The sequence below is a fragment of the Micromonospora sp. NPDC049089 genome, from assembly GCF_040648775.1.
Classification (GTDB): Bacteria; Actinomycetota; Actinomycetes; order Mycobacteriales; family Micromonosporaceae; genus Micromonospora.
Map to the genome: position 1 here is coordinate 10,302 of NZ_JBEZEH010000046.1, position 25,573 is coordinate 35,874.

General features: G+C 72.4%; 26 protein-coding genes. 16 read left to right on the forward strand and 10 right to left on the reverse strand.

Annotated elements, in window-relative coordinates; all coding sequences use genetic code 11:
• From AB0B48_RS10935 to AB0B48_RS10955, 5 genes are all read right to left on the reverse strand, one after another.
• On the reverse strand, window positions 1-1,304 hold a 1,304-nt coding region (locus tag AB0B48_RS10935), incomplete at its 3' end, for an FAD-dependent oxidoreductase (RefSeq protein WP_357199067.1).
• Window positions 1,301-2,740 (reverse strand): FAD-dependent oxidoreductase, encoded by a 1,440-nt coding sequence (locus AB0B48_RS10940; protein WP_357199070.1) that lies wholly within the window; start codon window positions 2,738-2,740, stop codon window positions 1,301-1,303. The genes AB0B48_RS10940 and AB0B48_RS10935, both read right to left, overlap by 4 nt.
• The gene (locus tag AB0B48_RS10945; protein ID WP_357199073.1) at window positions 2,737-4,872 is read right to left on the reverse strand and encodes a molybdopterin oxidoreductase family protein; all 2,136 of its coding nucleotides are present in this window, start codon (window positions 4,870-4,872) and stop codon (window positions 2,737-2,739) included. Before AB0B48_RS10945 ends, AB0B48_RS10940 begins: the two co-directional genes overlap by 4 nt.
• A 240-nt stretch (window positions 4,873-5,112) precedes the next feature.
• Window positions 5,113-5,388: a hypothetical protein gene (locus tag AB0B48_RS10950; protein ID WP_357199076.1), complete on the reverse strand. Its 276-nt coding sequence runs from the start codon at window positions 5,386-5,388 to the stop codon at window positions 5,113-5,115.
• Entirely contained in the window at window positions 5,385-5,642 is a 258-nt protein-coding gene (locus tag AB0B48_RS10955; protein ID WP_357199121.1) for a hypothetical protein, read from the reverse strand. The genes AB0B48_RS10950 and AB0B48_RS10955 overlap by 4 nt, the downstream gene beginning before the upstream one ends.
• 337 nt (window positions 5,643-5,979) lie before the next feature.
• Here AB0B48_RS10955 and AB0B48_RS10960 point away from each other — a divergent pair, with 337 nt between their 5' ends.
• The 9 genes from AB0B48_RS10960 to glmM all read left to right on the forward strand — a co-directional run bounded on the left by AB0B48_RS10960 (window position 5,980) and on the right by glmM (window position 12,548).
• A complete protein-coding gene (locus tag AB0B48_RS10960; protein WP_357199079.1) occupies window positions 5,980-6,747 on the forward strand; it encodes a helix-turn-helix transcriptional regulator in 768 nt (255 codons plus the stop codon).
• Window positions 6,738-6,935: a DUF397 domain-containing protein gene (locus AB0B48_RS10965; protein WP_357199081.1), complete on the forward strand. Its 198-nt coding sequence runs from the start codon at window positions 6,738-6,740 to the stop codon at window positions 6,933-6,935. The genes AB0B48_RS10960 and AB0B48_RS10965 overlap by 10 nt, the downstream gene beginning before the upstream one ends.
• A 120-nt stretch (window positions 6,936-7,055) precedes the next feature.
• Complete coding sequence (locus tag AB0B48_RS10970; RefSeq protein WP_357199084.1) at window positions 7,056-7,751, forward strand: methyltransferase domain-containing protein; 696 nt, start codon at window positions 7,056-7,058, stop codon at window positions 7,749-7,751.
• Between the two features lie 89 nt (window positions 7,752-7,840).
• Entirely contained in the window at window positions 7,841-8,098 is a 258-nt protein-coding gene (locus AB0B48_RS10975) for a DUF6364 family protein (RefSeq protein ID WP_091403518.1), read from the forward strand.
• Window positions 8,088-8,381, forward strand: a complete 294-nt coding sequence (locus tag AB0B48_RS10980) for a hypothetical protein (RefSeq protein WP_091402325.1) — start codon at window positions 8,088-8,090, stop codon at window positions 8,379-8,381. The genes AB0B48_RS10975 and AB0B48_RS10980 overlap by 11 nt, the downstream gene beginning before the upstream one ends.
• 161 nt (window positions 8,382-8,542) lie before the next feature.
• On the forward strand, window positions 8,543-9,925 hold the full coding sequence (locus AB0B48_RS10985; RefSeq protein ID WP_357199086.1) for a nitrate/nitrite transporter: 1,383 nt from the start codon (window positions 8,543-8,545) through the stop codon (window positions 9,923-9,925).
• A gap of 209 nt (window positions 9,926-10,134) precedes the next feature.
• A complete protein-coding gene (gene rplM / locus AB0B48_RS10990) occupies window positions 10,135-10,578 on the forward strand; it encodes a 50S ribosomal protein L13 (protein ID WP_053653864.1) in 444 nt (147 codons plus the stop codon).
• 20 nt (window positions 10,579-10,598) lie between these two features.
• Window positions 10,599-11,072, forward strand: coding sequence for a 30S ribosomal protein S9 (rpsI, locus tag AB0B48_RS10995; RefSeq protein ID WP_112626216.1), 474 nt, complete (start codon window positions 10,599-10,601; stop codon window positions 11,070-11,072).
• Between the two features lie 120 nt (window positions 11,073-11,192).
• Window positions 11,193-12,548 (forward strand): phosphoglucosamine mutase, encoded by a 1,356-nt coding sequence (gene glmM, locus AB0B48_RS11000; RefSeq protein ID WP_357199090.1) that lies wholly within the window; start codon window positions 11,193-11,195, stop codon window positions 12,546-12,548.
• Window positions 12,549-12,617: 69 nt separating this feature from the next.
• On the opposite strand, the gene AB0B48_RS11005 is transcribed toward glmM, so the two are convergent.
• Window positions 12,618-13,808: a pyridoxal phosphate-dependent aminotransferase gene (locus tag AB0B48_RS11005; RefSeq protein ID WP_357199093.1), complete on the reverse strand. Its 1,191-nt coding sequence runs from the start codon at window positions 13,806-13,808 to the stop codon at window positions 12,618-12,620.
• 40 nt (window positions 13,809-13,848) lie between these two features.
• Window positions 13,849-14,550: an MmpS family transport accessory protein gene (locus AB0B48_RS11010; protein ID WP_357199096.1), complete on the reverse strand. Its 702-nt coding sequence runs from the start codon at window positions 14,548-14,550 to the stop codon at window positions 13,849-13,851.
• Window positions 14,551-15,112: 562 nt separating this feature from the next.
• On the opposite strand from AB0B48_RS11010, the gene glmS reads away from it, so the two are divergent.
• A complete protein-coding gene (gene glmS, locus AB0B48_RS11015; RefSeq protein ID WP_355009648.1) occupies window positions 15,113-17,026 on the forward strand; it encodes a glutamine--fructose-6-phosphate transaminase (isomerizing) in 1,914 nt (637 codons plus the stop codon).
• A 58-nt stretch (window positions 17,027-17,084) separates the two neighbouring features.
• On the opposite strand, the gene AB0B48_RS11020 is transcribed toward glmS, so the two are convergent.
• Together AB0B48_RS11020 and AB0B48_RS11025 are read right to left on the reverse strand one after the other, a co-directional pair.
• A complete protein-coding gene (locus AB0B48_RS11020) occupies window positions 17,085-18,677 on the reverse strand; it encodes an alpha/beta hydrolase (protein WP_357199099.1) in 1,593 nt (530 codons plus the stop codon).
• Window positions 18,674-18,970 carry a hypothetical protein gene (locus AB0B48_RS11025; RefSeq protein WP_357199102.1) on the reverse strand — a complete coding sequence of 99 codons (297 nt, stop codon included), beginning with the start codon at window positions 18,968-18,970 and terminating at the stop codon, window positions 18,674-18,676. Before AB0B48_RS11025 ends, AB0B48_RS11020 begins: the two co-directional genes overlap by 4 nt.
• 174 nt (window positions 18,971-19,144) lie before the next feature.
• On the opposite strand from AB0B48_RS11025, the gene AB0B48_RS11030 reads away from it, so the two are divergent.
• The 6 genes from AB0B48_RS11030 to ung all read left to right on the forward strand — a co-directional run bounded on the left by AB0B48_RS11030 (window position 19,145) and on the right by ung (window position 24,593).
• Entirely contained in the window at window positions 19,145-19,513 is a 369-nt protein-coding gene (locus AB0B48_RS11030; RefSeq protein WP_357199104.1) for a holo-ACP synthase, read from the forward strand.
• Window positions 19,514-19,568: 55 nt separating this feature from the next.
• Window positions 19,569-21,038: an NAD(P)H-hydrate dehydratase gene (locus AB0B48_RS11035; RefSeq protein WP_357199107.1), complete on the forward strand. Its 1,470-nt coding sequence runs from the start codon at window positions 19,569-19,571 to the stop codon at window positions 21,036-21,038.
• A gap of 90 nt (window positions 21,039-21,128) precedes the next feature.
• On the forward strand, window positions 21,129-22,247 hold the full coding sequence (gene alr / locus AB0B48_RS11040) for an alanine racemase (RefSeq protein ID WP_357199110.1): 1,119 nt from the start codon (window positions 21,129-21,131) through the stop codon (window positions 22,245-22,247).
• Window positions 22,244-23,347, forward strand: coding sequence for an alpha/beta hydrolase (locus AB0B48_RS11045; protein ID WP_357199113.1), 1,104 nt, complete (start codon window positions 22,244-22,246; stop codon window positions 23,345-23,347). The genes alr and AB0B48_RS11045 overlap by 4 nt, the downstream gene beginning before the upstream one ends.
• A complete protein-coding gene (gene tsaE, locus AB0B48_RS11050; RefSeq protein ID WP_238687793.1) occupies window positions 23,344-23,826 on the forward strand; it encodes a tRNA (adenosine(37)-N6)-threonylcarbamoyltransferase complex ATPase subunit type 1 TsaE in 483 nt (160 codons plus the stop codon). The genes AB0B48_RS11045 and tsaE overlap by 4 nt, the downstream gene beginning before the upstream one ends.
• Before the next feature lie 65 nt (window positions 23,827-23,891).
• The gene (gene ung / locus AB0B48_RS11055; protein ID WP_357199115.1) at window positions 23,892-24,593 is read left to right on the forward strand and encodes a uracil-DNA glycosylase; all 702 of its coding nucleotides are present in this window, start codon (window positions 23,892-23,894) and stop codon (window positions 24,591-24,593) included.
• Between the two features lie 39 nt (window positions 24,594-24,632).
• On the opposite strand, the gene AB0B48_RS11060 is transcribed toward ung, so the two are convergent.
• The gene (locus tag AB0B48_RS11060; RefSeq protein WP_357199118.1) at window positions 24,633-25,337 is read right to left on the reverse strand and encodes a helix-turn-helix transcriptional regulator; all 705 of its coding nucleotides are present in this window, start codon (window positions 25,335-25,337) and stop codon (window positions 24,633-24,635) included.
• Between the last annotated feature and the right edge of the window lie 236 nt (window positions 25,338-25,573).

Sequence of the window (25,573 nt, forward strand, 5' to 3'; positions counted from 1 at the left end):
GCCACCCCCCCCCCCCGGCCGCGGGGGGGGCCCCCCCGCCCCCCCCGGCACCCCGGGTGGCCGGAGCTGCCGGGGGGGGGGCGGGCCCGCGCCCGGGCGCCCCCGCCGCCGCCGTCCGGGGCGAGCAGCGCCAACGGCGCGGCCGGCAGCGGGCCGCCCACGCTGGCCCGCAGCGTCGGGTACGCGCTGGCGTCACCCACCAGCACCCCGCCGAGCAGTGTGTGCGCGTCGTCGGAGAGGACGAGCTTCGCGTAGACCCGGGTGGCCGGGTCGGTGAACGTGACGTCCAGGCAGCCCTCGGTCGCGCCGTGGGCGTCGCCGAACGAGGCCACGTCGACCCCGAGCAGTTTGAGTTTGGTGGCGGTGTCCGCGCCGGGGAAGGTCGCCGCGCCGCCGACCAGCCGATCGGCCACCACCTCGGCCGTCGCATACCCCGGCGCGACCAGACCGTGGCAGGTGCCGTCGACCGCCGCGCACTCTCCGACGGCCCAGATCCGCTCGTCGGCGGTACGACAGGTCTCGTCGACAAGCACCCCGCCGCGCGGGCCCAGCGGCAGACCGGCGTCCCGGGCCAACTGGTCCCGGGGCCGGATGCCGGCGGCCACCACCACCAGCTCGGCGTCGAGGTCGGTGCCGTCGGACAGTTCCAGGGCCGCGACGCCGCCGTCCGGGCCGGGCCGGATCGCTGTGGTCGCCACCCCGAGATGGGTCCGTACGCCCAGTTCGTCGACGTAGCGGCGGAGCATCGCGCCGCCGGCCTGGTCCACCTGCACCGGCATCAGCCGGGGCGCGAACTCGACCACGTCGGTGCTCAGGCCGAGCAGCCGCAGGGCATTGGCGGCCTCCAGGCCGAGCAGCCCACCACCGATGACCGCGCCGACCCGTCGACCCCGCGCGTACGCCCGGATCGCCGCCAGGTCGTCCAGGGTCCGGTAGACGAAGACCCCGGGCAGCTCCGTGCCGGCCACCGGCGGCACGAACGCGTACGACCCGGTGGCGAGCACCAGCGCGTCGTAGCGGTATTCGCCGACGGCGGTGGTCACCACCTGGCGGTCCCGGTCGACGGCGGTGGCCGGCTCGCCGAGGCGCAGCCGCACCCCGTCGTGTGGGGTGTGCAGGTTGAGCTCGCTCTCACTGACCCCGTCGAAGTACGCCGAGAGCCGCACCCGGTCGTACGCCGGGCGCCCCTCCTCGGCCAGCACCGTCACCCGCCAGTCGCCCTGTGGGTCACGGGCGCGCAGCGCGTCCACGAAACGCTGCCCGACCATGCCGTTGCCGATGACGATCAGTTCGCCGCCGCTCATCGCGTCACCTCCACCGATTCCGCCTGGCTCAGCCAGTCGACGATGCCGCTCACCGCGTCCCGGCATCCGCCGCACCCGGTGCCGGCCCGGGTCGCGGCCACCACCGCATCGACGGTCCGGGCGCCGGAGCGCCAGCTTCTGACCAGTGCGCCCTTGCTCACCGTGTTGCACTGACAGACCGTGGCCGCGTCCGGCATCAGCGCCGGTGAGGCGGCCGGCGTCGCGCCGACCGTGCCGAGCGCCCGGCCGAGCAGCAGCGCCCGGCGGTCACTCGGCACCGGCTGGGCGCGGTCGAAGAGTTGGATCACCGTGCCGACCGCCGGGTTGTCGCCGAGCAGGATCGCGCCGATCAGCCGCTCGTCCCGGATCCGCAACCGGGCGTAGGTGCCCCGGGTCGGGTCGGCGAACGTCAACTCCTCGCCCGGTCCGCCACTGGCCGCGTCACCCATCGAGGCCAGGTCGATCCCGGCCGCCTTCAGCCGGGTCACCACCGGCCGGGGCCGGTACCGGGCCAGTGGGTCCGTGCCGCTCAGCACGTCCGCGAGCACCTGGGCCTGGGCCCAGGCGGGCGCGACCAGCCCGGTGAGCACGCCGTCGTGCTCGGCGCAGTCGCCGATCGCCGAGATGGACCGGTCGCTGGTGCGCAGCCGGTCGTCCACCACCACGCCGCGCCGCACGGTCAGGCCGGCGGCCTGCGCGAGTGTGGTGTCCGGGCGCACGCCACAGGAGAGCACCAGCAGGTCGGCGCGGAGCGTCCGGCCGTCGGCCAGGTCGAGGCGGACGCCGCTGGCGTCCGCGACCACGCCGGTCGCCAAAACCCCCAGTTGGACGGTGACGCCGAAACCGGCGAGCGTGCCCGCGAGCACCGCCCCGGCGGTAGGGTCCAGTTGCCGTTCCATCAGGTGTTCTCTCGGGTGCACGACAGTGGTGGCCAGCCCTCGGGTGGCCAGCCCTCGGGCGGCTTCCAGGCCGAGCAACCCGCCGCCGAGCACCAGCGCGCTGCGGGCACCGTCCGCCGCGGCGAGTATCCGCCGGCAGTCGTCCAGGGTCCGGAAGGGCACCACCCGCTCCGGCAGGTTCGCCGGGTCGAGGCCGGGTAGTGGCGGCACCACCGCACGGGCGCCGGTGGCGAGCACCAGGTGGTCGTATCCGATGCGTTCGCCGTCGTCGGTGCGGACCTCCCGGGCGGACCTGTCGACGGCGGTCACCGGTACGCCGCTGCGCAGGTCGACGCCGTGCCCGGCGGCTTCGGTCAGCTCCACGTCCGGCTCGTCGATCCGGCCGGCCAGCAGGGTGGAGAGCAGGATCCGGTTGTACGCGCGATGCGGCTCGGCCCCGAGCACTGTGACCTTCCGGTCTCCCTCCCGGGCGTGCAGCTCACCGGCGAGGCGTGCGCCCGCCATCCCGTTGCCGACGATGACCACCCGCGCGGTCATGCCTTCTCCACCCGGACCGCGCAGATCTTGAACTCGGGCATCCCGGAGATCGGGTCCACCGCGTCGTTCGTCACCGAGTTGGCGCGTCCCGCCCCCGCGTAGTGGAACGGGGCGAACACGGTGTCGGGTCGGATCCCGGCGCTGAGCCGGGCCGGCGCGCGGAACTCACCCCGTCGTGAGGTGACCCGCACCGGGTCGCCGTCGTCGATGCCCAGCCGGGTGGCCAGGTCGGGGTGCAGTTCGACGAACGCCTCCGGGGCGGCGCGGCGGAGCGCCGCAACCCGCCGGGTCTGGGTGCCCGACTGATACTGCGCCAGCACCCGGCCGGTGGTGAAGTGCAGCGGGTACGTGGCGCAGACCTCCTCGGCGGCCGGCCGATGGTCGACGGGGTGGAAGCGGGCCCGGCCGTCCGGGGTGGCGAACCTGTTGGCGAAGAGTCGGGGCGTGTCCGGCCCGTCCTCGGTCGCACACGGCCAGTAGACCCCGTCGTCGGCGTCGATCCGGTCCCAACTGATGCCGGCGTAGTCGGCGGCCCCGCCGGCGGATGCGCGGCGCAGCTCGGCGAAGACGACAGCCGGGTCGGCCGGGAACCGAGCCGCCGCCACGGCTTCCGGTCGCGCCTCGGCGGCTGCCAGCCGCACCGCCAGGTCGGAGATGATGGCGAGGTCGGTGCGGACGCCCGGCGGGGGAGGCCGTAGCGCGCGCCGACGTAGCACCCGACCTTCCAGGTTGGTCATGGTGCCGTCCTCCTCGGCCCACTGCGCGGTGGGCAGCACCACGTCCGCCAGCGCAGCCGTCTCGGAGAGCAGAAGGTCCGCGACGACAAGCAGGTCGAGGTCGCGCAGCCGACCCTCGATGCGGGCCGCCCGGGGTGCCGAGACCACCGGGTTCGACCCGAACACCAGCAACGCACGCGGGCCACCAGAGGTGCCGAGCGAGTCGAGCAGTTTGTAGGCGGGCACTCCCGGGCCGGGCAGTTCGTCGGCCCGCACGCCCCAGACCCCGGCCACGTGCTCGCGGGCCGCCGGGTCGTCGATCCGCCGGTAGCCGGGGAGCTGGTCGGCCTTCTGCCCGTGCTCCCGCCCGCCCTGGCCGTTGCCCTGGCCGGTGAGGCAGCCGTACCCCGAACCGTCGCGGCCGGGCAGCCCGAGGGCGAGAGCGAGATTGACGTACGCGGTGACGGTGTCCACCCCCTTGGCGTGCTGCTCGGCGCCGCGCGCAGTCAGGATGATCACGCGACCGCCGGTGCCCAGCGCTCGGGCGGTCGCCTCCAGGTCGGCCACCGGCACCCCGGAGAGCTGTTCCGCGCGGGCCGGCCACCAGGCGGCGACGCCTCGGCGGACCGCGTCGAATCCGGTGGTGCGGTCGGCCACGTAGGCCCGGTCGACCCAACCTTCGGTGAGAGCGATGTGCAGCAGCGCGTTGGCCACCGCGAGGTCGGTGCCGGGCAGCGGTTGCAGATGCAGGTCTGCCTGGCGGGCGGTGGCGGTGACCCGGGGGTCGACGACGATCAGTTTCCCGCCGTTGCGGCGCTGCTCGGTGAGCCAGCGCACCAGCGGCGGCATGGTCTCCGCCGGGTTCGCTCCGACCAGCAGCAGGGTGTCGGCCCGACCCAGGTCGGCGAGGGGGAACGGCAGCCCGCGGTCGATGCCGAAGGCCCGCATCCCGGCGGCCGCCGCCGAGGACATGCAGAACCGTCCGTTGTAGTCGATGTGCCTGGTGCGCAGCCCGATCCGGGCGAACTTCCCCAACGCGTACGCCTTCTCGTTGGTCAGGCCACCACCGCCGAAGACGGCGACCGCGTCCCGGCCGGCGTCGTCCTGAACGGCGCGGATGCCGGCGACCACCCGGTCCAGTGCGGTGTCCCAGCTCGCCGGGTGCAGTTCGCCGGTGGCCGCGTCGCGCACCAGCGGAGTGGTCAGCCGATCCGGGTGATCGAGTAGTTCGGCGGCGGTCCACCCCTTCTGGCAGAGCCCGCCCCGGTTGGTGGGGAACTGGCGCGGGTGGACCGTCACACCGGTGTCGTCAGCGCGCAGTGTCATCCCGCACTGCAGTGCGCAGTACGGGCAGTGCGTCGCCACTTCCCGGGGTGTCAGCCCCGGTGGAGTCGCCGACCGTGCACCGTCTGTCATGTCGGGAAAGCGTGCCGCCGGGCGGTTTCCGGTCCGGGTCCCTTCTGTTTCGGTCCTGTCAAGTGGGGCTCACACCGCACAGGGGCAGCGCGCCTGACGGGTGGGCGAGCGGTCGCCTCGGACGGACGCTCGACCAGTGCGGGTCGCAGCCTGTAGAGCTGAATCGTCTACGACATCGGCGGTTGATTCGTTTGCGACATCAGCTCGACAGCGACAGCGCACCTCACCTGGCGGGGGCGGTCAGCGCACGTCGAAGCGGTGTGGTCGGCGGGTCAGGGACAGCCAGCCGAGGAACCGGGCGTGGAGTGCCCGCGGGTCAGGGCGAACGCCCAGGGAGTACAGGTCGTCGAACGCGTCGTGCATGTTCGCTGCCAGGTAGAGCGCCAGGGCGATCGAGTGGCCGTAGAACTCGGTCGCGAGGTGAAGCTGAGCCGGCGCACACGGCCAGGGCGCCGCGCAGTTACGGCAGAGCCACGCCGGGCGCATCGGCTGGTGCGGGCGGGGTCGGCGGTTCATCCGACCCTCACCGGACCGCGCCTGACGGGCGTGCGGGTGGTCGGGCGACGGGCCGGCGGGGCGGGCGAGCCCGGCCAGATCAGGCCCGCGGACATCACGAACAGCGACCGGCGCGCGACCGCGTCACCATTCGCGGCCAGCTCGTAACCGTCGATCCACAGCCACCCGTCGTACGTCGGCCAGTCGAGAACGCGAATCACGCGAACGAAGATCGGACGCAGGAACTGCACGCTCGCGGCACGGGTCAGGTGCAGGACCTCGCCCGCGTGGGGCTTCCGCCGTGTGGGCCTCGGCGTGGGTCTCCGATCCGGCGGCTCATCCGGCACGATGCTCTCCCCTTGGTCGTCACTGTGGGAAGAGGCCGCCCCGTGGTGCTCATCCGTCGAGATCTTGGACAGTTTCCGTTACGCGATAACGGAAACTGTCCAAGATCTGGCCAGGTCAAGGGTGGCCCCGGTACGAACGGATCCAGCGGGCTTCGTGGTACCTACCGGCGCGCCGACTGATCCCACCTTGCGACCAGTAATGGGACAAGAACAGCCCGTAGCGATATGGTTGCAAGACATTCCGCGCATCCGATGGGGAGAAGTCGTGAACGATGCGCTACGCGCCGCGCTAGCTGAGACGGGGCACTCGATCGAGTCCCTGGCAGGGCTGGTCGGGGTCGATCGCAAGACGGTCGCGCGCTGGCTGAACCACGACCACATTCCCCACCCCCGTCACCGGGAGGCGGCGGCGAGTGTGCTCCGACGGCCCATAGGGGACATCTGGCCGGACATTTCAAGACGCCGCGAGCCAATTTGGTTCCGACCATGGCAAGAGATCGAGCGCGAGGCGACCTCGCTGCGGTCGTTTCAGTCGACCGTCCTCCCCGGTCTGCTCCAGACCGAGGCATACGCCCGCGCAGTCCTCGCTGGAGCCGATGTCATTGCCCGCAGCGACGTCGAGCGGCACCTAGCCTCACGACTGGCCCGGCAAAGCATCCTGATCCGTGAAGACCCGCCACACTTCACCGCCGTTGTCGACGAAGCCGTGCTGCGGCGGCCAGTCGGCGGACGATCCACCATGCGTGAGCAGGTGAGGGCCCTGATCGCCACATGTGGGGCCCCGCACGTCCGCGTGCACATCGTCCCCTCAAGCGTCGGCGCGTACGCTGGCTTGAACGGTCCCTTCGTGATCGCGGTGGGGCCCGAGCATCGAATTGCCGGCTACCTCGACAATCAGCTTCAGGGGCAAGTCGTTACCGGTGTCGAGGACATAGCGGCGATGGTGGCCGCGTGGGAAAACGTGCGCGGCGAGGCGCTTTCCCATTGGCAATCCGTCGATCTACTTACGGAGATGGCGAAGACATGGAACTGACCGGCGCGCAGTGGCGTAAGAGCACCCGCAGCAGCGGCAATGGCGGCGACTGCGTCGAGGTTGCGGACAATCTGCCTGGCATCGTTGGCGTGCGGGACTCGAAGGATTCGGCAGGGCCGGCGTTGGTCTTCGGGCCTGCGGCCTGGCGGGCGTTCGTCGGTATGGCGAGGGCACACGACCTGGCCTGACCACCATGACGCACAGGCCCCCGGTTCGCGCCGGGGGCCTTTCGCGCCTTCGGGGTCAGGGTCGTTGACGCGGCGGCGCTTATAATGTGGGAAAATTGTCTCGCATGATGGGAGACCGCAATGAGCGTGACGGACGTCTTCGACGCCGTGGCCGGCACGTACGACGAGGCGCGCAGGCGGCTGGTGCCGTGCTTCGACAGCTTCTACGGCACCGCCGTCCAGGTGGCCGCGCCGCCGTTGCGGGCCGCGCTCGCCGCCGGGCGTACCCCGCAGGTTCTGGACCTGGGCGCGGGCACCGGCCTGCTCTCGTTGCTGCTCGCCGCGGCGGTGCCCGGAGTCCGGCTGACCCTGGTGGACGGAGCGCCGGCGATGCTCGCCCGCGCCACCGACCAGTTGGACGCGCGGTCCGTGCCACACCGAACGGTCCACGCCGATCTGGCCGACGAACTGCCGCCGGGCCGGTACGACGCGGTGGTCAGCGCGCTGGCGATCCACCACCTGGACGACGCCGGCAAGCGCGTGCTCTACCGGCGGGCCGCCGCCGCGTTGGCACCGGGTGGGGTGTTCGTCAACGCCGAGCAGGTGGCCGGCCCGACGCCGGAACTGGACCGGCGCTACGACGAGGTGTGGATGCAACGGATCACCGAGCTGGGTGCGTCCCCCGACGAGATCGCTGCTTCCCGGGAGCGGATGCGCCACGACCGCCCGGCGACAGTGGCCGACCAGTGTCGGTGGCTCGCCGAGGCGGGCCTGGTCGACGTCGACTGCTACTTCAAGGAGTGGCGCTTCGCGGTGTTCGGCGGCCGGGCCGGGTGAGCCCGGCGGAATGTGCGTTTCGCCGCCCGGGGACGAGCCGGTAAGCGCGGGGATGACTGTCGGTCATACCTCTGGGTAATCTGCTCGGCATGACTGCCAAGGTGACTCTCTCGTTCACGGACGAGACCATCGAGGAGGCGCGGCGGTTCGCCAAGCGCGAAGGGCTGTCGCTCTCCGCATGGATGGACCAGGCCGCCCGGGAGAAGGCGCTGCGCGAGGTCTTCACCGCGCACGCCGCCGCCGTGGGCCGCGCCAGCCTGGATCTGGAGTCTGCCGCGCTCGCCGACGCCCGCGAGGTGGGCATGGTCAACGACCTGTTCTCCGGCGGACGGCCGCGTGCTGCGTAGGGGTGAGATCTGGCGCATCGAAGGTGCCCGGGAACGCCTCGGCCTCGTGATCAGCTCGGACGTCTACAACTCCACCGACGTGCCCATCGTGATCGTGGTCGAGGTGGTCGAGGAATCACTCCTGCGGGACTCGCCGCTCGCCGTGTCGATGGGCCGGTACGTGGTGATGCCCGACCGGATCTCCTCGCCCATGAAGAAGTGGTTCACCGCGTGCGTGGACGTCGCCGACACCGACACCATGCTCCGGGTCGGTCGGGCGCTGCGCATCCTCCAACAGCTCTGATCGGAAGGGCAGCCCTGCGCACGCCGCCCCCGGTGGCGTGCTCACCATCGCCGCCGGCCCGTGGTGCGATCCCCGTTTCCGGCCCGACCCGCGACGGGCACTGCCAGGTAACCGGCCGTTCCTAGCGTTTCTGCTCGTCACACCGACGAGGAGGAGCCGCCGTGAGCACGCTCACCAGCACCGTAGTCACCGCCGAGCCGCCCGCCGTCACCGGTCGTCGGCAGCCGCTGCACGACTGGCGCCCCGAGGACCCGGACTTCTGGCAGGCCACCGGCGCGCCGATCGCCCGACGCAACCTCTGGGTCTCCATCTTCGCGGAGCACGTCGGCTTCTCGGTGTGGAGTCTCTGGTCGGTCACCGTGCTCTTCCTCGGCCCCGCGTACGGCATCGATCCGGCCGGGAAATTCCTGCTCACCGCCGTGCCGGCCGCCCTGGGCGCGGTGCTGCGACTGCCGTACACGCTGGCGGTGGCCCGCTTCGGCGGACGACGCTGGACGATCATCAGCGCACTGCTGTTGCTGGTGCCCGCGGTCCCGATGACGGTGCTGCTGGAACCCGGCGTGTCCTACACCACCCTGATGGTGCTCGCCTGCCTCACCGGGGTCGGCGGTGGCAACTTCGCCTCCTCGATGGCGAACATCAACCTGTTCTACCCACAGCGGCTCAAGGGACGGGCGCTCGGGCTCAACGCCGGTGGCGGCAACCTGGGCGTACCCGCCGTGCAGCTCGTCGGCCTGGCCGTCCTCGCCACCGCTGGTGCCGCGTACCCCCGGTTGGTGCCGGCGGTCTACCTGCCGCTGATCGTGCTGGCCGCGCTGGCGGCGGCCCGCTGGTTGGACACCGTGCCCGGGGCGCGCAACGAGCCGGGCGCGTTGCGGGAGGCGGCCCGCGACCCGCACACGTGGGTGATGTCGCTGCTCTACATCGGCACCTTCGGCTCGTTCATCGGCTTCGGTTTCGCCTTCGGGCAGGTGCTCCAGCTCCAGTTCGCCGAGCGGTTCCCGACCCCGGTCGACGCCGCCTGGCTGACGTTCCTGGGCCCGCTGGTCGGCTCGCTGATCCGGCCGCTGGGTGGGCACCTCGCCGACCGGTTGGGCGGGGCACGGGTGACCTTCTGGAACTTCGTGGCGATGGCGGCCGGCGCGAGCACAGTGCTGTACGCGGCCCGGGAGCGTTCGTTCGGGCTCTACCTCGCGGGGTTCCTCGCCCTCTTCGTCTTCTCCGGCGTCGGCAACGGCTCCACGTACAAGATGATTCCGGCGATCTTCCGGGCCCGGTCGGCGGACGCGGTGGCCACGGGGCAGCGTGATCCGGAGGCCGCCGCGCGGTGGGCGCGGCGGATGACCGGCGCGTTGATCGGCATCGCGGGTGCGATCGGCGCCTTCGGCGGGGTGCTGGTCAACATCGCGTTCCGCCAGTCGTTCCTCAGCTCGGGCAATGCCGACGCCGCCTACCTGGCCTTCATCGGCTGGTACGCGTTGTGCTTCGCGGTCACCTGGGTGGTCTACCGCCGTCCGAGGGCCGGTCGACTCACCAACGTGTGAGCTGAGACACCCTCGGCGCGTCGCCGCGCGGGACCGCACCCCCGTTTTGACCTGCGGACCGGGCGCCGGGTATCGTTGCCTGCTGTTGTACGACATCCAGAGGCGTGCCCCTTCAGGTACGCTTGGTCGTTCGTGCGCGCTGGTCCGGCCTGCTAGATCTGGTCACCTCGGCGCGCGACCCCAGACCGACGACGAGACAAGGTAGACCTGTGCGTACGTACAGCCCGAAGCCGGGTGAGATCGAGCGTCAGTGGCACGTCATCGACGCCTCTGATGTCGTGCTGGGCCGCCTGGCCACCCACGCCGCCACGTTGCTGCGTGGTAAGCACAAGCCGACTTTCGCGCCGCACGTCGACACGGGCGACTTTGTCGTCATCGTGAACGCGGGCAAGGTTGCGTTGACCGGCAACAAGCGCCAGACCAAGGTCGCTTACCGCCACTCCGGTTACCCGGGTGGTCTGAAGCAGATCGGCTACGACGAGCTGCTGACCAAGCGTCCCGAGCGGGCCATCGAGCTGGCTGTGAAGGGGATGCTCCCGCACAACAAGCTCGGCCGTCAGCTGATCAAGAAGCTGAAGGTCTACGCCGGTGCCGAGCACCCGCACCTCGCGCAGCAGCCGGTGCCGTTCGAGATCAAGCAGATCGCGCAGTGAGCGCGGGCGAAGGAAGCAGCATGACCGACATCATCGAGACCGAGGTCGCCCCGGAAGCCCCCGAGGCCACCGAGGCGCCGGCGCCCGTCGCCCGCGCGCCTCGTGGTGACCGGCCGATCCAGACCGTGGGCCGCCGCAAGGAGGCCATCGTCCGGGTCCGCATCGTCCCGGGCACCGGCAAGATCACTTGCAACGGCCAGGACCTCGAGGCCTACTTCCCGAGCAAGGTGCACCAGCAGCTCATCAAGGACCCGCTGGTCACCGCCGAGAAGCTCGAGCAGTTCGACGTGATCGCCAACCTGCGCGGCGGCGGCACCACCGGCCAGGCCGGTGCGCTCCGGCTGGGCATCGCCCGCGCGTTGATCATCAACGAGCCGGACGACCGCCCGGCCCTCAAGAAGGCCGGCTTCCTCACCCGTGACGCCCGGGTCAAGGAGAGCAAGAAGTACGGCCTCAAGAAGGCCCGTAAGGCTCCCCAGTACTCGAAGCGCTGATCTTTCCCAGCGCGTTGTACTTCTGACGGACGGCCGGTCCGCCTCCCCCTCGTCGGGGGGAGGTGGGTCGGCCGTTCCGCTTTCTCCTCACTGGCAGTGCACTTTCGGAGGTTGGCGGGTATGGGTCGGTTGTTCGGCACGGACGGCGTACGCGGGCGGGCGAACGCGGATCTCACCCCGGAATTGGCGCTGGCGCTCGCGGTGGCCGCCGCGCACACACTCGCCGAGACGGACCGCAGCCATCCGCCGCTCGCCGTCGTCGGTCGCGACACCCGCGCCAGCGGCGAGATGCTTGAGGCCGCCGTGGTCGCCGGGCTGACCAGCGCCGGTGCCAACGTGGTGCGGGTCGGCGTGCTGCCCACCCCGGCGGTGGCGTTCCTCACCGCCGAGGCCAAGGCCGACCTGGGTGTGATGCTTTCCGCGTCGCACAACCCGATGCCGGACAACGGCATCAAGCTCTTCGCCGCCGGAGGGCACAAGTTGCCCGACGAGATCGAGATGCAGATCGAGGCGGCCGTCGAGACGAACGCCACCACCGCCTGGGACCGGCCGACCGGTGCCGGCGTCGGCCGGGTGCACGACCTGCTCGACGGTGCCGACCACTACGTCCAGCACCTGGTGGGCACCGTTCCGCACCGGCTCGAGGGGATCAAGGTCGTGGTCGACTGCGCCAACGGCGCAGCCGCCGAGGTCGCCCCCGTCGCCTACCGGGAGGCCGGCGCGGAGGTCATCGCCATCCACGCGGAGCCCGACGGGCTGAACATCAACGACGACTGTGGCTCCAACCACATCGACGCGCTGCGCGCCGCCGTGGTCGAGCACGGCGCTCACCTGGGCATTGCCCACGACGGCGACGCCGACCGCTGCCTGGCGGTCACCGCCGACGGCGACGAGGTGGACGGCGACCAGGTCATGGCGATCCTCGCGCTGGCCATGCGGGACGCCGGCACGCTCACCCAGGACACCCTGGTGGCCACCGTGATGAGCAACCTCGGGCTGCGGCTCGCGATGTCCGCGCAGGGCATCCGCCTGATCGAGACCAAGGTCGGTGACCGGTACGTGCTGGAGGAGCTGCGCGCCTCCGGGCTGGCGCTCGGCGGTGAGCAGAGCGGCCACATCGTGATGCCCGCGCACGCCACCACCGGCGACGGGGTGCTGACCGGTCTGCACCTGATGGCTCGGATGGCGGCCACCGGCCAGTCTCTCGCCGAGTTGGCCTCGGTGGTCACCAAGCTGCCCCAGGTGCTGATCAACGTGCCGGTCGGCGACCGGACCGTCGGCGCCGCCGCACCCGCAGTCCGCGCCGAGGTCGAGCGGGCCGAGGCGGAGCTGGGGGAGACCGGCCGGGTGCTGCTGCGCCCGTCGGGCACCGAACCGCTGGTCCGGGTGATGGTCGAAGCGGCCACCGAGGCGACCGCCCGTGAGGTCGCCGAGCGGATCGCCGAGCTGGTCCGCACCGCGAGCCCGGTCGCCTAGCCCGGACGGACGCTGTGGAGCTGAACCGTCTACGGCATCAGCTCCACAGCCCTGGCCGGCCCCGTCTGATCAGCGAGTCAGGGCGTGCAGCCGGCTGACCGCCTCGGTCAGCACCTCCGGGCGCTTGCAGAAGGCGAACCTGACCAGCCGCCGACCCGCGTCGACGTCGTCGTAGAAGACCTGGGTGGGCACCGCCACCACACCGCAGCGCTCCGGCAACGAGCGGCAGAACTCCACCCCGTCCCGGCCGCCGAGGGCGCTGATGTCGGCGGTGACGAAGTACGTCCCCTCCGAGTCGAGCACCTCGAAACCGGCGTCGGTCAGACCACCGACGAGCTGGTCCCGCCGCTGCTGGAGACCATCGCGGAAGCCGGTGTAGTAGGCGTCCGGCAGGGCCAGCGCCACTGCCACCGCCGGTTGCAGCGGCGCGGCGTTGACATAGGTGAGGAACTGCTTCACCCGGAGCAGCGCCGAGACCAGCGCCGCCGGGCCGCTCGCCCAGCCGACCTTCCACCCCGTGCAGGAGAACGTCTTGCCGGCCGACGAGATGCGCAGCGTTCGCTCCCGCATCCCGGGCAGGCTGGCCAGCGGCACGTGCGGGCTCGACGCGTCGGTGAAGACCAGGTGCTCGTACACCTCGTCGGTGACCGCGTACGCGCCGAACTCCTGACACAACTCGGCGACCTGCGCCAACTCGGCCGAGGTGAAGACCTTGCCGGTCGGGTTGTGCGGCGAGTTCAGCAGCACCAGCCGGGTACGCGGGCCGAACGCCGCACGCAGCGCCGCCGGGTCGAAGGCGTACCGGCCGTCGGCCGAGGGGCGCAACGTCACCGGTCGGCGGACCGCGCCGGCCAACGCGATCGAGGCGGCGTACGAGTCGTAGTACGGCTCGAAGCACACCACCTCGTCGCCCGGTTCGCAGAGCGCGAGGATGCTCGCCGCGACCGCCTCGGTCGCGCCCGCCGTGATCACGATCTCGCTGTCCGGGTCGTACGCCAGGTCGTAGAACCGCCGCTGATGCGCCGCTACGGCCGCGCGCAGGGCGGGGATCCCCGGGCCGGGCGGGTACTGGTTCTGCCCGTTGCGCAGCGCCTCGGCGGCGGCGGCCAGCATCTCCGGCGGGCCGTCGGTGTCGGGAAACCCCTGGCCGAGGTTGACCGCGCCGGTGCGTACGGCGAGGGCGGACATCTCGGCGAAGATCGTCGTGCCGAACGGCCGCATCCGGGCCACCAGCGGGTCGACATCGGTGCTCGTCGTCACCTGCGCCAGCCTACGGCCATACCCGGCTCGGACCCCAGCCTCACTCGGGGGTGCAACTGGTCGCCCAGTACCCGCGGATCTTCTTGACGACCGGCTTGCCGGCACCGGTGACCGTGACGGTGCAGTCGAGTGGTCTCTCACCCTCGTCGTCGGCCCATCTGGCCTCCACCATCACCCTGGTCTTGCCGTTGGTACGGATGGTGGTGCTCCAGGGCAGTTTCTGGCCGTCGACGTGGATGAGATCGCTCTCGGCGTCGAAGTACGCCAGGTCGACGACACCCGACCCGCTGAGCTGGTAGACCACCGTCACGGGTGCCGGTCCTGAGGTCGGTCGGGTGACCGGCTTCTTGCTGGGGGTGGGGGACGTGGTGGGCGGCTGCGGGGCGGTGGGTCGCTCCGGAATGATCGGCCCGGTGGTGGGCTCCGTCCAGCCGTCGTCGTCGGGGACGACCCACGGCTCCTCGGCGACCGGGTCCGGGTCTGTCTGGTCGAGCCACAGGCCAGCCACGCAGAGGCAGCCACACACCAGTAGGACGAGTGCCACGACGGCCGCGACGACGATCCCGACGATCCGCCCGCTGCTCGTGGTCGTCTTGCTGGGGCCCTGCGGATGCCCGGGGTAGGCGTAGGGCGGCGGATAACCGGGCGGCGGCCAGCCGGTGCCGGGGGGCGGATAGCCGGGCGGCGGATAGCCGGTGCCGGGCGGCGGCCAGCCAGCGATGTGCGGCTGCCCGTCGGGCATCGGCCACCCCGCCGACGGTGGCGATCCGGCCGACGGCGGGCCTGCGGGGTCGGGCGACCACGGGGGTGTCTGCGGGTCGGGCGACCACGGCGTCGCGGACGGTTGTGGCGTCCACTGGGTAGCGGGCGGCGACGGCGTCCACGGCGCGGCCGGCGGGGGTGGCTCCCAGGGGGCCTGCGGGGCCCACGGCTGCCCCGGCGCCAGCGGGTCGGGGGCCGGAGACGAAGCCGTGGACGGCGGCGCCGTCGGGTCCGGCGGAAGTGCCTGGGAAGCCGGGTCCGGAGCGGACGAGGGGGTCGGGTCGGGCGGCGGCGCGTCGGACATGGCTGCTCCGGGCGGGAGTGGGTATGGGACGAACGGGCCGTGGACGGGAGCGCCAAACCCGCCGAGAGACTTCCGCACCCGCAGGCGTGTCGCAACCCCGCCCTGCGGAGCGGGGGCGCGAGGGGTCTGTGACGCTCGTCCCGTTGCGGCCGCGTAGGCACTGATCGCTCAGATTCCGTGATTGATAACCCGACTTTCGAGCAACCAACGTGAGTGAAACTGGGTTAGGCTGCGGGCCATGTGTGGAATCGTGGGATACGCGGGCGCGCGCCCCGCACTCGGCATCGTCCTCGACGGGCTGCGACGGCTGGAATACCGTGGCTACGACTCGGCAGGCGTCGCGATCGTCTGTGACGATCAGCTGCTGACCGAGAAGAAGGCCGGCAAGCTGGCCAACCTGGAGAAGGTGCTGTCCGAGCGGGCCGCCGACGACCCGACCTCCTGCGCGGCCAGCCCGATCGGCATCGGTGACGGCACCACCGGCATCGGGCACACCCGGTGGGCCACCCACGGCGGCCCGACCGACCGCAACGCCCACCCACACGTCGCCCCCGACGGGCGGGTCGCGGTGATCCACAACGGCATCATCGAGAACTTCGCCAAGCTCCGCGCCGAGCTGGAGGCCGACGGCGTCCAGTTCACCAGCGACACCGACACCGAGTGCGCCGCGCACCTGCTCGCCGCCGCGCTGGCCGACCTGCGCGCCGCCGGCCAGCCGGACAGCCCGCAACTGCTCGCCGCCGGCATGCGCGTGGTCTGCCAGCGACTGGAGGGCGCGTTCACACTGCTCGCCGTGGACGCCTCCGTGCCCGGTGCGGTCGTCGGCGCCCGGCGCAACTCGCCGCTGGTGGTCGGCCGGGGCGACGGGGAAAACTACCTGGCCAGCGACGTGGCCGCGTTCATCGAGCACACCCGGGAAGCGGTCGAGCTGGGCCAGGACCAGATCGTGCTGATCACCGGTGACAGCATCGAGATCACCGACTTCGAGGGCCAGCCCGCCGCCGGCCAGGACTTCCACATCGACTGGGACTCCTCGGCCGCGGAGAAGGGCGGCTACGACTGGTTCATGCTCAAGGAGATCGAGGAGCAGCCGCAGGCCATCGCCGACACGCTGCTGGGCCGGCTCACCGAGAGCGGTGAGATCGCCCTCGACGAGGTCCGCCTCAGCGACCAGGATCTGCGCGACGTCGACAAGATCTTCATCGTGGCCTGCGGCACCGCGTACCACGCCGGCATGGTCGCCAAGTACGCCATCGAGCACTGGACCCGGATCCCGTGCGAGGTGGAGCTGGCCAGCGAGTTCCGCTACCGCGACCCGGTGCTCGACCGGTCCACGCTCATCGTGGTCATCTCGCAGTCCGGCGAGACCATGGACACCCTGATGGCGCTGCGCCACGCCAAGGAGCAGAAGGCCCGGGTGCTGGCGATCTGCAACACCAACGGCTCGACCATCCCCCGCGAGTCCGACGCTGTCCTCTACACCCACGGTGGGCCGGAGATCGCCGTCGCCTCCACCAAGGCGTTCCTCACCCAGGTCGTCGCCTGCTATCTCATCGGCCTGCACCTGGCCCAGGTGCGCGGCATCAAGTTCGCCGACGAGGTGGGCGCGGTGGTCGCGCAGCTGCAGGAGATCCCCGGCAAGCTGCGTGAGCTGCTCGACCGGATCGAGCCCGTCCGCGAACTGGCCCGGGAGCTGAAGTCCGAGCCGACGGTGCTGTTCATCGGCCGGCACGTCGGCTACCCGGTGGCCCTGGAGGGCGCGCTGAAGCTCAAGGAATTGGCGTACATGCACGCCGAGGGCTTCGCCGCCGGTGAGCTGAAGCACGGCCCGATCGCCCTGATCGACAAGGGCACCCCGGTCATCTGCGTGGTGCCCTCGCCGGTGGGCCGGGGCATGCTGCACGACAAGGTCGTCTCCAACATCCAGGAGGTACGGGCGCGGGGCGCGCGGACCATCGTGATCGCGGAGGAGGGTGACGAGGCGGTCGTCCGGTACGCCGACCACCTGATCTACGTGCCGCGTACGCCCACCCTGCTGGCTCCGCTCGTCACCACTGTCCCGTTGCAGGTGCTCGCCGCCGAGATCGCCGCCGCCCGGGGACACGACGTGGACCAGCCCCGCAACCTGGCCAAGTCGGTCACCGTCGAGTAGGCACCCCGCACCTCCGGAACCCCGGTCGCCGCGCCCCGCGGCGGCCGGGGTTTCGTCGTCACCGGCCCAGCACGACACGGGCCATCCCGTCCAGCGCCGGGTTTCCCGCCTCCCAGTAGCCGGTGTGCCCGCCGCGGCCGCTGGGGAGCACCCGCCCGCCGAAGCCGGGATCGGCCGGGTCGTGACCGAACCACAGCTCGTGCCCCGTCCGGCCGGGCCAGCCCAGCACGGCGGCGAGTGGTGCCGCGCCGAACAGAGCCCGCCGGCCCAGCTCGTCGGGTGACCGGGCCGCCCGGATCACGTCGTCGGGGGCGCTGCTCGCCCAGACCTCGCCGGGCGGCACACCCAGCTCGGTGGCGTGCGACGCGCCGACACCGGGGGAGCCGACGAAGACCAGCGCGTCGGCGGCCAGGCCGTGCTCCCGGGCGGCAACACCCACCACCAGCGACCCGTAGCTGTGCCCGAGCACCGTCTGCCGGGCCGGCGGCCCGTCGTGGCTGACACGCAGCCCCTCCTGGAAGCGGTGCAACGCCGGGCCGGCGTCCCGGGCCTGACCCGCCGAGGCGGCCTCGGTCAGCAGATCCGGAGCGTCGTAGTCCAACCAGAGCACCGCCGCGCTGCGCTCATCCGGGGCGAGCGCGGCGCACCGCTCCAGCACTCGGGCCGCCCTGCCCAGCTCGCCGGAGGCGTCGTCCAGGCCGGCCGTCATCCCCGGCACGTAGGTCAGCACCCGGTCGGCGTGGTCCGGGTCGCCGAGCGCCACCACCGCCCGGCCCTCACCCGCCGGATCCAACCCGAGCAGGTACGCCCGCGGCGCCTCGCCGGCCGTCAGCCGGCCGACCAGCGCGTCCAGACCGGCCAACCGCCCGGCCACCCCGCGCAACCGGATCAACTGGAGCGGCCCCGGCGGCACCTGGGACAGCAGCCGTCGCCGCTCGACCAGCAACTCCGTACGCCAGGCGTCGAGCCGTAACCGGTTGGCCTGGTCCCGGGTGGCCACCGGCAGCCCGTCCAACCGGCCCACCAGGGCCGGCTCGCGAACGATCAGCCACCGTCGCTGCGCCGGCGTCAACCCGGCCCACCAGGCGCCGACCAGCGTGGGCGCGGCACCGAGGGCCGGTCGGCCCGGCGGGGGCGGGGACGCCCAACCGGTGCCGGCGGCCCTGGCCAGCTCATCCAACCGGTCCGCGGCGACCCGGTCCGCAGCGGCTGCCCCGTCGAGCGCGGCCCGCAGGGCCGCGGCCACTCCAGCCGCGGCGACCCCGGCCCGCTCGGTAGGTCGATACCGGGCCGGATCGACCCGCACCGCACCCGAGCGGTCCACCAGCAGGCCCGCCGCATCGGCCTGGGCGACCGCCTGGGAGAGCCGCGCCTTCGCCACCGCCAGCCCACCGGACAACTCCGCCAGCACCTGGTCGACCTCGATCAGCGCTGGTGCGACCGAGGCCAGCGCGTCACGCAGGCCGTTGAGGCGAGTGTCCGCCGCCGTGGCTGCCGTCCCCGACCAACCGTCCCGCAACCGCCCGGTGGCCGCCCGCAGCTCGCCGAGGCGCCGATCGAGTGGCCTCGCCAACCCCGCCCACGCCACCCCGGCGGCCCTCCACGCACCAGGATCGACAGCCCACAGCTGTCGGTAACCGACGCTGCTCACCGAGGTAGGGAGGCGAACCGGCCGGCGGCCCGGTCGTCCACCGTCTCGTACGCGTCGGCCGACGCCCGGACGCCGCCGGAGGTCGCCGCGACCCGGTCACCCAGCCGGCAGAACCAGGCGTGCACGGCCGCCTCCAACCCGGCCAGTGCCGCGCCGGCTCGCCATTCGGGCGCCGCCACCACCAGGCCGGGCAACCCCGCGAGGCCCAACGCCAACCGGTGCGCCTCGTCGTCGAGCAGGCCGGCGACCGCCCGCAACTCCTCCGGCTGAACGGCGAACGGCTCGTCGGTCATGACCACACCCCCGTGGACGATCGGCATCGACGCGCTCACGCTAGGCACGTGCCGGAGCCCGCGCGGTGCCCTGTGGACAGCCGACGTCGAGGCGTACCCCGGGGTGTCCACAGGCGTTGCCCAGCGTGAGCCCGACGGCTAATCTGCGGCCTCGACCGCCGGTAGGGTGGTGTGGTGATCGTCGCTGTCGGCATCGACGTGGTCCTGGTCGACCGGTTCGCCCGGGCCCTGGCACGGACGCCGCTGCTCGCCGACCGGCTCTTCACCAAGGCCGAGCGGCACACCCGCTCCGGCAGCCCGCGCTCGCCCGAGTCGCTCGCCGCCCGGTTCGCCGCCAAGGAGGCGGTGGCCAAGGCCCTCGGCGCCCCGGCCGGGCTCAACTGGCACGACTGCGAGATCGTGCCCGACCCGGCCGGCCGCCCCTGGCTGGCAGTCTCCGGCACTGTCGCGGCGGTGGCCGACGCGCGCGGGGTCAACCACTGGCATCTCTCGTTGTCGCACGACGGCGGGATCGCGTCGGCGATGGTGGTCGCGGAACGATGACGTCGGCCGGGAGGGCCGGTCAGGTCCGCCCGCTAACTGAATGGGACACGGTGGCATGAGAGCGGTGTGGCGGGTGGCCGACGTACGGGCGGCCGAGGCGGGGTTGATGGGCACGCTGCCGGAGGGGACGCTGATGCAGCGGGCCGCTGCCGGCCTGGCCCGCCGGGCCGCGCTCCTGCTCGCCGAGCGGGGCGGAGTCTACGGGGGCCGGGTGCTGCTGCTGGTCGGCTCCGGTGACAACGGCGGCGACGCGCTGTACGCGGGGGAGCGGTTGGCCCGGCGAGGTGTCCACGTGTCCGCCCTGCTGCTCACCCCCGGGCGGGCGCACGCCGCCGGCCTGGCCGCGCTGCGAGCCGCTGGCGGTCGGCTGGTCCGAAACCCGACCGGCCCGATCGACCTGGTCGTCGACGGCATCGTCGGCATCGGTGGCACCGGTGGGCTACGGGCGAACGCGGACGAGGTGGTCCAGCGCCTCGGCGAGCTGCGCGGACGCGACGGGGGACGGGCCACGGTGCTGGCGGTCGACGTGCCCAGCGGGGTCGCGGTCGACACCGGCCACGTGCCGCTGTCCGCGTCCGGCCGGCCCACAGCGGTCCGCGCCGACGTGACGGTGGCCTTCGGCGCGCTGAAGCCCGCCCTGGTGGTCGGCCCGGCCGCCGCGCTGGCCGGGCAGGTCGAGCTGGTCGACATCGGGCTGCGGCCGTGGCTGCGCGGCACCCCGGCGCTGCGGGTCACCGAATGGTCCGACCTGGTCGACTGGTGGCCTCAGCTGGGCGCGGCGTCGGAGAAGTACACCCGGGGCGTGGTGGGGGTGTCGACCGGTTCGGCGACCTACCCCGGTGCGGCGGTGCTCTCCGTGGGCGGCGCCCTGGCCGGGCCTACCGGCCTGGTCCGCTACGCCGGCAGCGCCCGAGCCGAGGTGTTGCACCAGCACCCTTCGGTGATCGCCAGCGGGCGGGTCGCCGACGCGGGCCGGGTGCAGGCCTGGGTCTGCGGCTCCGGGTTGGGCACCGGCACCGACGCGGCGGCCGAGCTGCGCGCCGTACTGGCCGCCCCGGTGCCGGTGGTGCTCGACGCCGACGCTCTGACCCTGCTGGTGGACGGCTCGCTCGCCGACCGGCTGCGGGGTCGGGACGCGCCCATCGTGGTCACCCCGCACGACCGCGAGTTCACCCGTCTCTGCGGGGAGGAGCCGGGCGCCGACCGGGTCGGCGCCGCGCTGCGGCTGGCCGCCTGGATGAACGCGGTGGTGCTGCTCAAGGGCGATCGCACGGTGATCGGCACGCCGGACGGTCGGGCGTACGTCAACCCGACCGGCACCCCGGCGCTGGCCACCGGCGGCACCGGCGACGTGTTGGCCGGGCTGCTCGGCTCGCTGCTGGCGGCCGGGGTACCCGCCGATCGGGCCGCCGCCTCGGCCGCGTACCTGCATGGGCTCGCCGGGCGGGAGGCGGCCCGGGGTGGCCCGGTGACCGCGCCCGACGTGGCGACCGCGCTGCGTCCGGTGCTGGCCCGGCTGGGCTGAACGGGGCGGTTCCGGGCGCGCTGACCGGATCGCCGCCTCGGGACGTGCGTCGCCGCCCGCGGTGATCACGGCGGAAAGTAGGCTGGGTGCATGTGGCAGGCCGAGGTACGCGTCGATCTTGACGCCATCCGCGAGAACGTGAGCAGGCTCCGATCCGGCACCACCGCCGAGCTAATGGCAGTGGTCAAGGCCGACGGGTACGGCCACGGCATGCTTCCGGCCGCCCGCGCGGCGCTCGACGCCGGCGCTGACTGGCTCGGTGTCTGCACCCTCGACGAGGCCCTCACCCTGCGGCGGGCCGGGGTGACAGTGCCGGTGCTGGCCTGGCTGCTCGCCCCCGGGTTGCCGCTGCACGAGGGGGTCAGTGCCGGGGTGGACCTGGGCGCGGCCAGCCTGACGCGACTGGACGAGATGATCGAGGCGAGTCGCCTCGCCGGGCGTCCCGCCCGCCTGCACCTCAAGATCGATACGGGGCTGTCCCGGGGCGGTGCGACAGTCGCCGACTGGCCCGAGCTGCTGGACGCCGCGGCGAAGGCGCAGGCAGACGGCCTGGTCGAGGTGGTCGGCGTGTGGAGCCACTTCGTGTACGCGGACTCGCCCGGCCACCCCACCACCGACCGCCAACTGGCCGTCTTCCACGAAGCGCTGGCCATGGTCGAGCGGGCCGGGCTGCGACCGCGCTGGCGGCACCTCGCCAACTCGGCCGCCACCCTCACCCGCCCGGACACCCACTTCGACCTGGTCCGGCCCGGCCTGGCCATCTACGGCCTGTCACCGGTGGCCGGCGAGACGTACGGGTTGCGGCCGGCGATGACCGCCCGCGCCCGGGTGATGCTCACCAAGCGGGTGCCCGCCGGCACCGGTATCTCCTACGGGCACGCCTACACCACGCAGGCCGACGCGAACCTGGCCGTGGTGCCGCTCGGGTACGCCGACGGGGTTCCCCGACACGCGTCCAACACCGGCCCGGTCCAGCTCGGCGGCGTACGCCGGACGATATCGGGCCGGGTCTGCATGGACCAGTTCGTGCTCGACTGCGGGGACGACCCGGTGGCCGACGGCGACGTGGCGACGCTCTTCGGCAGCGGCGTCGACGGCGAACCGACGGCGGACGACTGGGCCGAGGCGGTCGGCACGATCAACTACGAGATCGTGACGCGGTTCGGCGGCACGCGGGTGCCCCGGGTCTACGACGGCGAGAAGTCATGAGTTATCGCATTCCGCGTCCGCGGACGGCTGCGGGCCGGGTAGCGGGGATCGTCGGCGCGGCGGTCGGGGTGGCCGCGGCAGGTCTGGCGGCTGGCGTCGCGACCGAGCGGACCCTGGTCCGTCGGCTCAAGGCCGATCCGGCCGACCGCTACGCGCACGAGACGTTCGACAAGCAGCGGTACGACGAGGCGTTCCGCCTGGAGCTGCCGGACGGCACCGACATCCACGTCGAGGTGGTCGAGCCCACCCGGCCGGTGCCGGGGCACCCGACTGTGGTGCTGGTGCACGGTTTCTGCCTGGACATGGGGACGTTCCACTTCCAGCGCCAGATGCTCGCCGCCCGCGGTGACTACCGGATCGTGGCGTACGACCAGCCCGGTCACGGCCGGTCCGGCCGGCTGGAGACCGGGGAGTACGACCTCGCCGTGCTCGGCCGAACGCTGCGTCAGGTGATCGACCGAACCGCCCCGGACGGGCCGCTGGTGCTGGTCGGCCACTCGATGGGCGGCATGACGATCATGGCGTTCGCCGAGTTGTTCGGAGAGCTGTTCGGTGACCGGGTGGTGGGCACCGTTCTGATGGCCACGTCGGGCGGGCTCATCGCGGAGACCAAGCTGGTCGCGCCCGCGCTGCTCGGCCGGGTCGGCGGTCCGATGCTCTACATGGTCAGCAACGCCACCCGGTACGGCGGGCCGGTGATCGACAAGGCCCGCAAGTCGACGTCGAACGTGGCCTGGTTACTGACCCGCAAGTACGGCTTCGGCACCCGCAAGCCCAGCCCGTCGCTGGTGTCCTACGTGGAGACGATGAACTCCCGGACGTCGGCCGACACGGTGACCCGCTACCTGCGGACCCTGGCCACCCACTCGCGCTTCCCGGCGCTGGCGGCGCTGGCGGCGACTCCGGTGCTCGTGGTGGTCGGCGACAAGGACATGATCACGCCGGTGACCCACTCCGAGGAGATCGTCCGCCGGTTGCCGCACGCCGAGTTCGTGAAGATCAAGGACAGCGGTCACGTGGTGATGTTGGAGCACGCGGACGAGGTCAACGCCGCCCTGGCGCGGTTCCTGGAGTCATTGCAGAGCGTGGAGGAACGGTGAGTCACGTCGTCAAGCTGCCGACCGTCGAAGACACTCGGGACTTCGGCCGGCGGCTGGCCGGGCTGCTGCGCGCCGGCGACCTGGTGCTGTTGACCGGCCCGTTGGGTGCCGGCAAGACCGCGCTCACCCAGGGCGTCGGGGCCGGGCTCGGTGTCCTCGGGGACATCACCTCGCCGACCTTCGTGATCGCCCGGGTGCACCGCCCCGATCCGGCCCGGGGCGGCCGGGTGGCGCTCGTGCACGCCGACGCGTACCGGTTGGGTGACGCCACCGACCCGCGCGCCGAGATCGACGACCTGGACCTCGACGCCTCGGTGGACGACTCGGTGACAGTGGTGGAGTGGGGCGAGGGCCTGGTGGAGCAGTTGGTGGACGCGCACCTACGGGTTCGCATCGACCGCCGCGACGACGACACCCGCATCGTCGAGCTGGACCCGATCGGCGGTGACTGGGCCCGGCGGCTCGCCGACCTGGGCTAGGTCGGTGGCTGTCGTACCCGATGCCTAGAGTGCGGGGGACCGACCCGCGCTGTGAGAGGTTCCCGATGCCCGACGACGCCCCCGCCCTGGATCTGCTGGCCCTGCTGCCGGAGCAGTGGCGCACAGTGCTCACCCCGCACCTCGACCCGGCACGCACCGCCGCGCTCGGCGAGTTCGTCGCCCGGGAATACGCGACGCAGACGGTCTTTCCGCCGCAGGAGGATCTGTTCTCGGCATACCGGCTGTGCCCGCCGCAGGGCACCCGGGTGCTCATCCTCGGGCAGGATCCCTACCACCGGGCCGGGCAGGCTCATGGGTTGAGCTTCAGCGTCCGCGACGGTGTGACGGTGCCGCCGTCGTTGCGCAACGTCTTCAAGGAGCTGGGCGAGGACGTGGGCGTCCCCAAGCCGCGCAGCGGCAACCTCGACGGGTGGGCCGCACAGGGGGTTCTGCTGCTCAACGCGGTGCTGACCGTCCGACAGGCCACCCCGGGCTCGCACGCCAACGCCGGCTGGGAAGAGTTCACCGACGCGACGATCCGGGCACTGGACGCGGCACCGGACCGGGTGGTCTTCCTGCTCTGGGGCGGCTACGCCCGCAAGAAGGCCGCGCTGGTCACCAACCCGCAGCACGTGGTGCTGGAGGCGGGTCACCCCAGCCCGATGAACCCGCGCGGCTTCCTCGGCAGCCGCCCGTTCAGCGCCGCCAACAAGGCACTCGCCGACGCCGGCCTGCCCACCATCGATTGGGAGCGCACCGCCGGCTGAGCCGCTCGTCGACGTTGCACCGCCGGGCCGGCAGTTGACTCAGCTGTCGCTGGCCAACTGCCGGTTGCGGTAGCGGCGTAACAGTCCGGCGGCGCGCGGCTCGCTGAGTTCCAGCTCGACGAGTGGCACCACCTGATAGATCCTTTCGCCGTGGCGCACCTCGATCGTCTCGGGCAGCTCGTCGCACATCGTGGCCCTGATCTCCCCGTACCGGGTCGACCACCGGTGTTCGCCCGGCTCCTCGGGCTCCAACCACACCCCGCCGAACTCACCCCAGCGGTCGTTCCACCGCTGCCCGTAGTTCGTTTCCAGCCAGCGGGTGAACGGTTTGGAGTCCTGCCAACGCAGGGCGATCTCCAGCGCGTCGACCGGCACCGGCGCGCCCTGTAGCAACGCCGCTGTGCAACCGGTGATCACCTGTGGGAAGTCGGTGAGCCGGTCCAGCAGCCGATCCAGCCCCAACCCGTCGATCCGTTCGGCGATCGGCCGGGCGGCCAAGCCGTCGATCTGGGCGTCGAGGTGCGCGTCCAACGGCTCGACTCCGACGACCAACTGCACGTCCATCGCGGCAAACAGCCGTTCCAGCACCGGGATGGTCGGCGCTCGCTCACCACGTTCGAACCGGGCCACCGCGGCCTGGTCGACCTCGGCCAACGCGGCCAACTGACGTTGGCTCAGGTCGCGCAGCTGTCGTTGCTGCCGCGCGGCAGCACCAAGCAGGGCGACAAGGCGAGTCGATGACATCCCGGCATCGTGGACCACGGGTGAGATGCCCGCGATCCCGCTGCGGCAGGTCGGCGGCTTGCGGCGCGATCCGCGCGCCCTGATACGCCGAGCGCATGACCTGGCGGGCCTCACTTCGATGAGCGTGATGTCTGTGAGTCATCACGATGACTCACAGACATCAGGCTGATTAGCGGGTGTGGTTCCAGCGCTCGTCCCTGGCTAGCCGTTGGGCCGGCGGCCAACGGCGGCGGGGC

Excerpts from the sequence above, each read along its gene's own strand:
- AB0B48_RS10940 (WP_357199070.1), bottom strand. The coding sequence starts at position 2,740 with ATGACCGCGCGGGTGGTCATCGTCGGCAACGGGATGGCGGGCGCACGC.
- AB0B48_RS10945 (WP_357199073.1), bottom strand. The coding sequence starts at position 4,872 with ATGACAGACGGTGCACGGTCGGCGACTCCACCGGGGCTGACACCCCGG.
- AB0B48_RS10950 (WP_357199076.1), bottom strand. The coding sequence starts at position 5,388 with ATGAACCGCCGACCCCGCCCGCACCAGCCGATGCGCCCGGCGTGGCTC.
- AB0B48_RS10965 (WP_357199081.1), top strand. The coding sequence starts at position 6,738 with ATGGAACTGACCGGCGCGCAGTGGCGTAAGAGCACCCGCAGCAGCGGC.
- AB0B48_RS10970 (WP_357199084.1), top strand. The coding sequence starts at position 7,056 with ATGAGCGTGACGGACGTCTTCGACGCCGTGGCCGGCACGTACGACGAG.
- AB0B48_RS10975 (WP_091403518.1), top strand. The coding sequence starts at position 7,841 with ATGACTGCCAAGGTGACTCTCTCGTTCACGGACGAGACCATCGAGGAG.
- rpsI (WP_112626216.1), top strand. The coding sequence starts at position 10,599 with ATGACCGACATCATCGAGACCGAGGTCGCCCCGGAAGCCCCCGAGGCC.
- glmM (WP_357199090.1), top strand. The coding sequence starts at position 11,193 with ATGGGTCGGTTGTTCGGCACGGACGGCGTACGCGGGCGGGCGAACGCG.
- AB0B48_RS11010 (WP_357199096.1), bottom strand. The coding sequence starts at position 14,550 with ATGCCCGACGGGCAGCCGCACATCGCTGGCTGGCCGCCGCCCGGCACC.
- glmS (WP_355009648.1), top strand. The coding sequence starts at position 15,113 with ATGTGTGGAATCGTGGGATACGCGGGCGCGCGCCCCGCACTCGGCATC.
- AB0B48_RS11025 (WP_357199102.1), bottom strand. The coding sequence starts at position 18,970 with ATGACCGACGAGCCGTTCGCCGTTCAGCCGGAGGAGTTGCGGGCGGTC.
- AB0B48_RS11035 (WP_357199107.1), top strand. The coding sequence starts at position 19,569 with ATGAGAGCGGTGTGGCGGGTGGCCGACGTACGGGCGGCCGAGGCGGGG.
- alr (WP_357199110.1), top strand. The coding sequence starts at position 21,129 with ATGTGGCAGGCCGAGGTACGCGTCGATCTTGACGCCATCCGCGAGAAC.
- AB0B48_RS11045 (WP_357199113.1), top strand. The coding sequence starts at position 22,244 with ATGAGTTATCGCATTCCGCGTCCGCGGACGGCTGCGGGCCGGGTAGCG.
- ung (WP_357199115.1), top strand. The coding sequence starts at position 23,892 with ATGCCCGACGACGCCCCCGCCCTGGATCTGCTGGCCCTGCTGCCGGAG.
- AB0B48_RS11060 (WP_357199118.1), bottom strand. The coding sequence starts at position 25,337 with ATGTCATCGACTCGCCTTGTCGCCCTGCTTGGTGCTGCCGCGCGGCAG.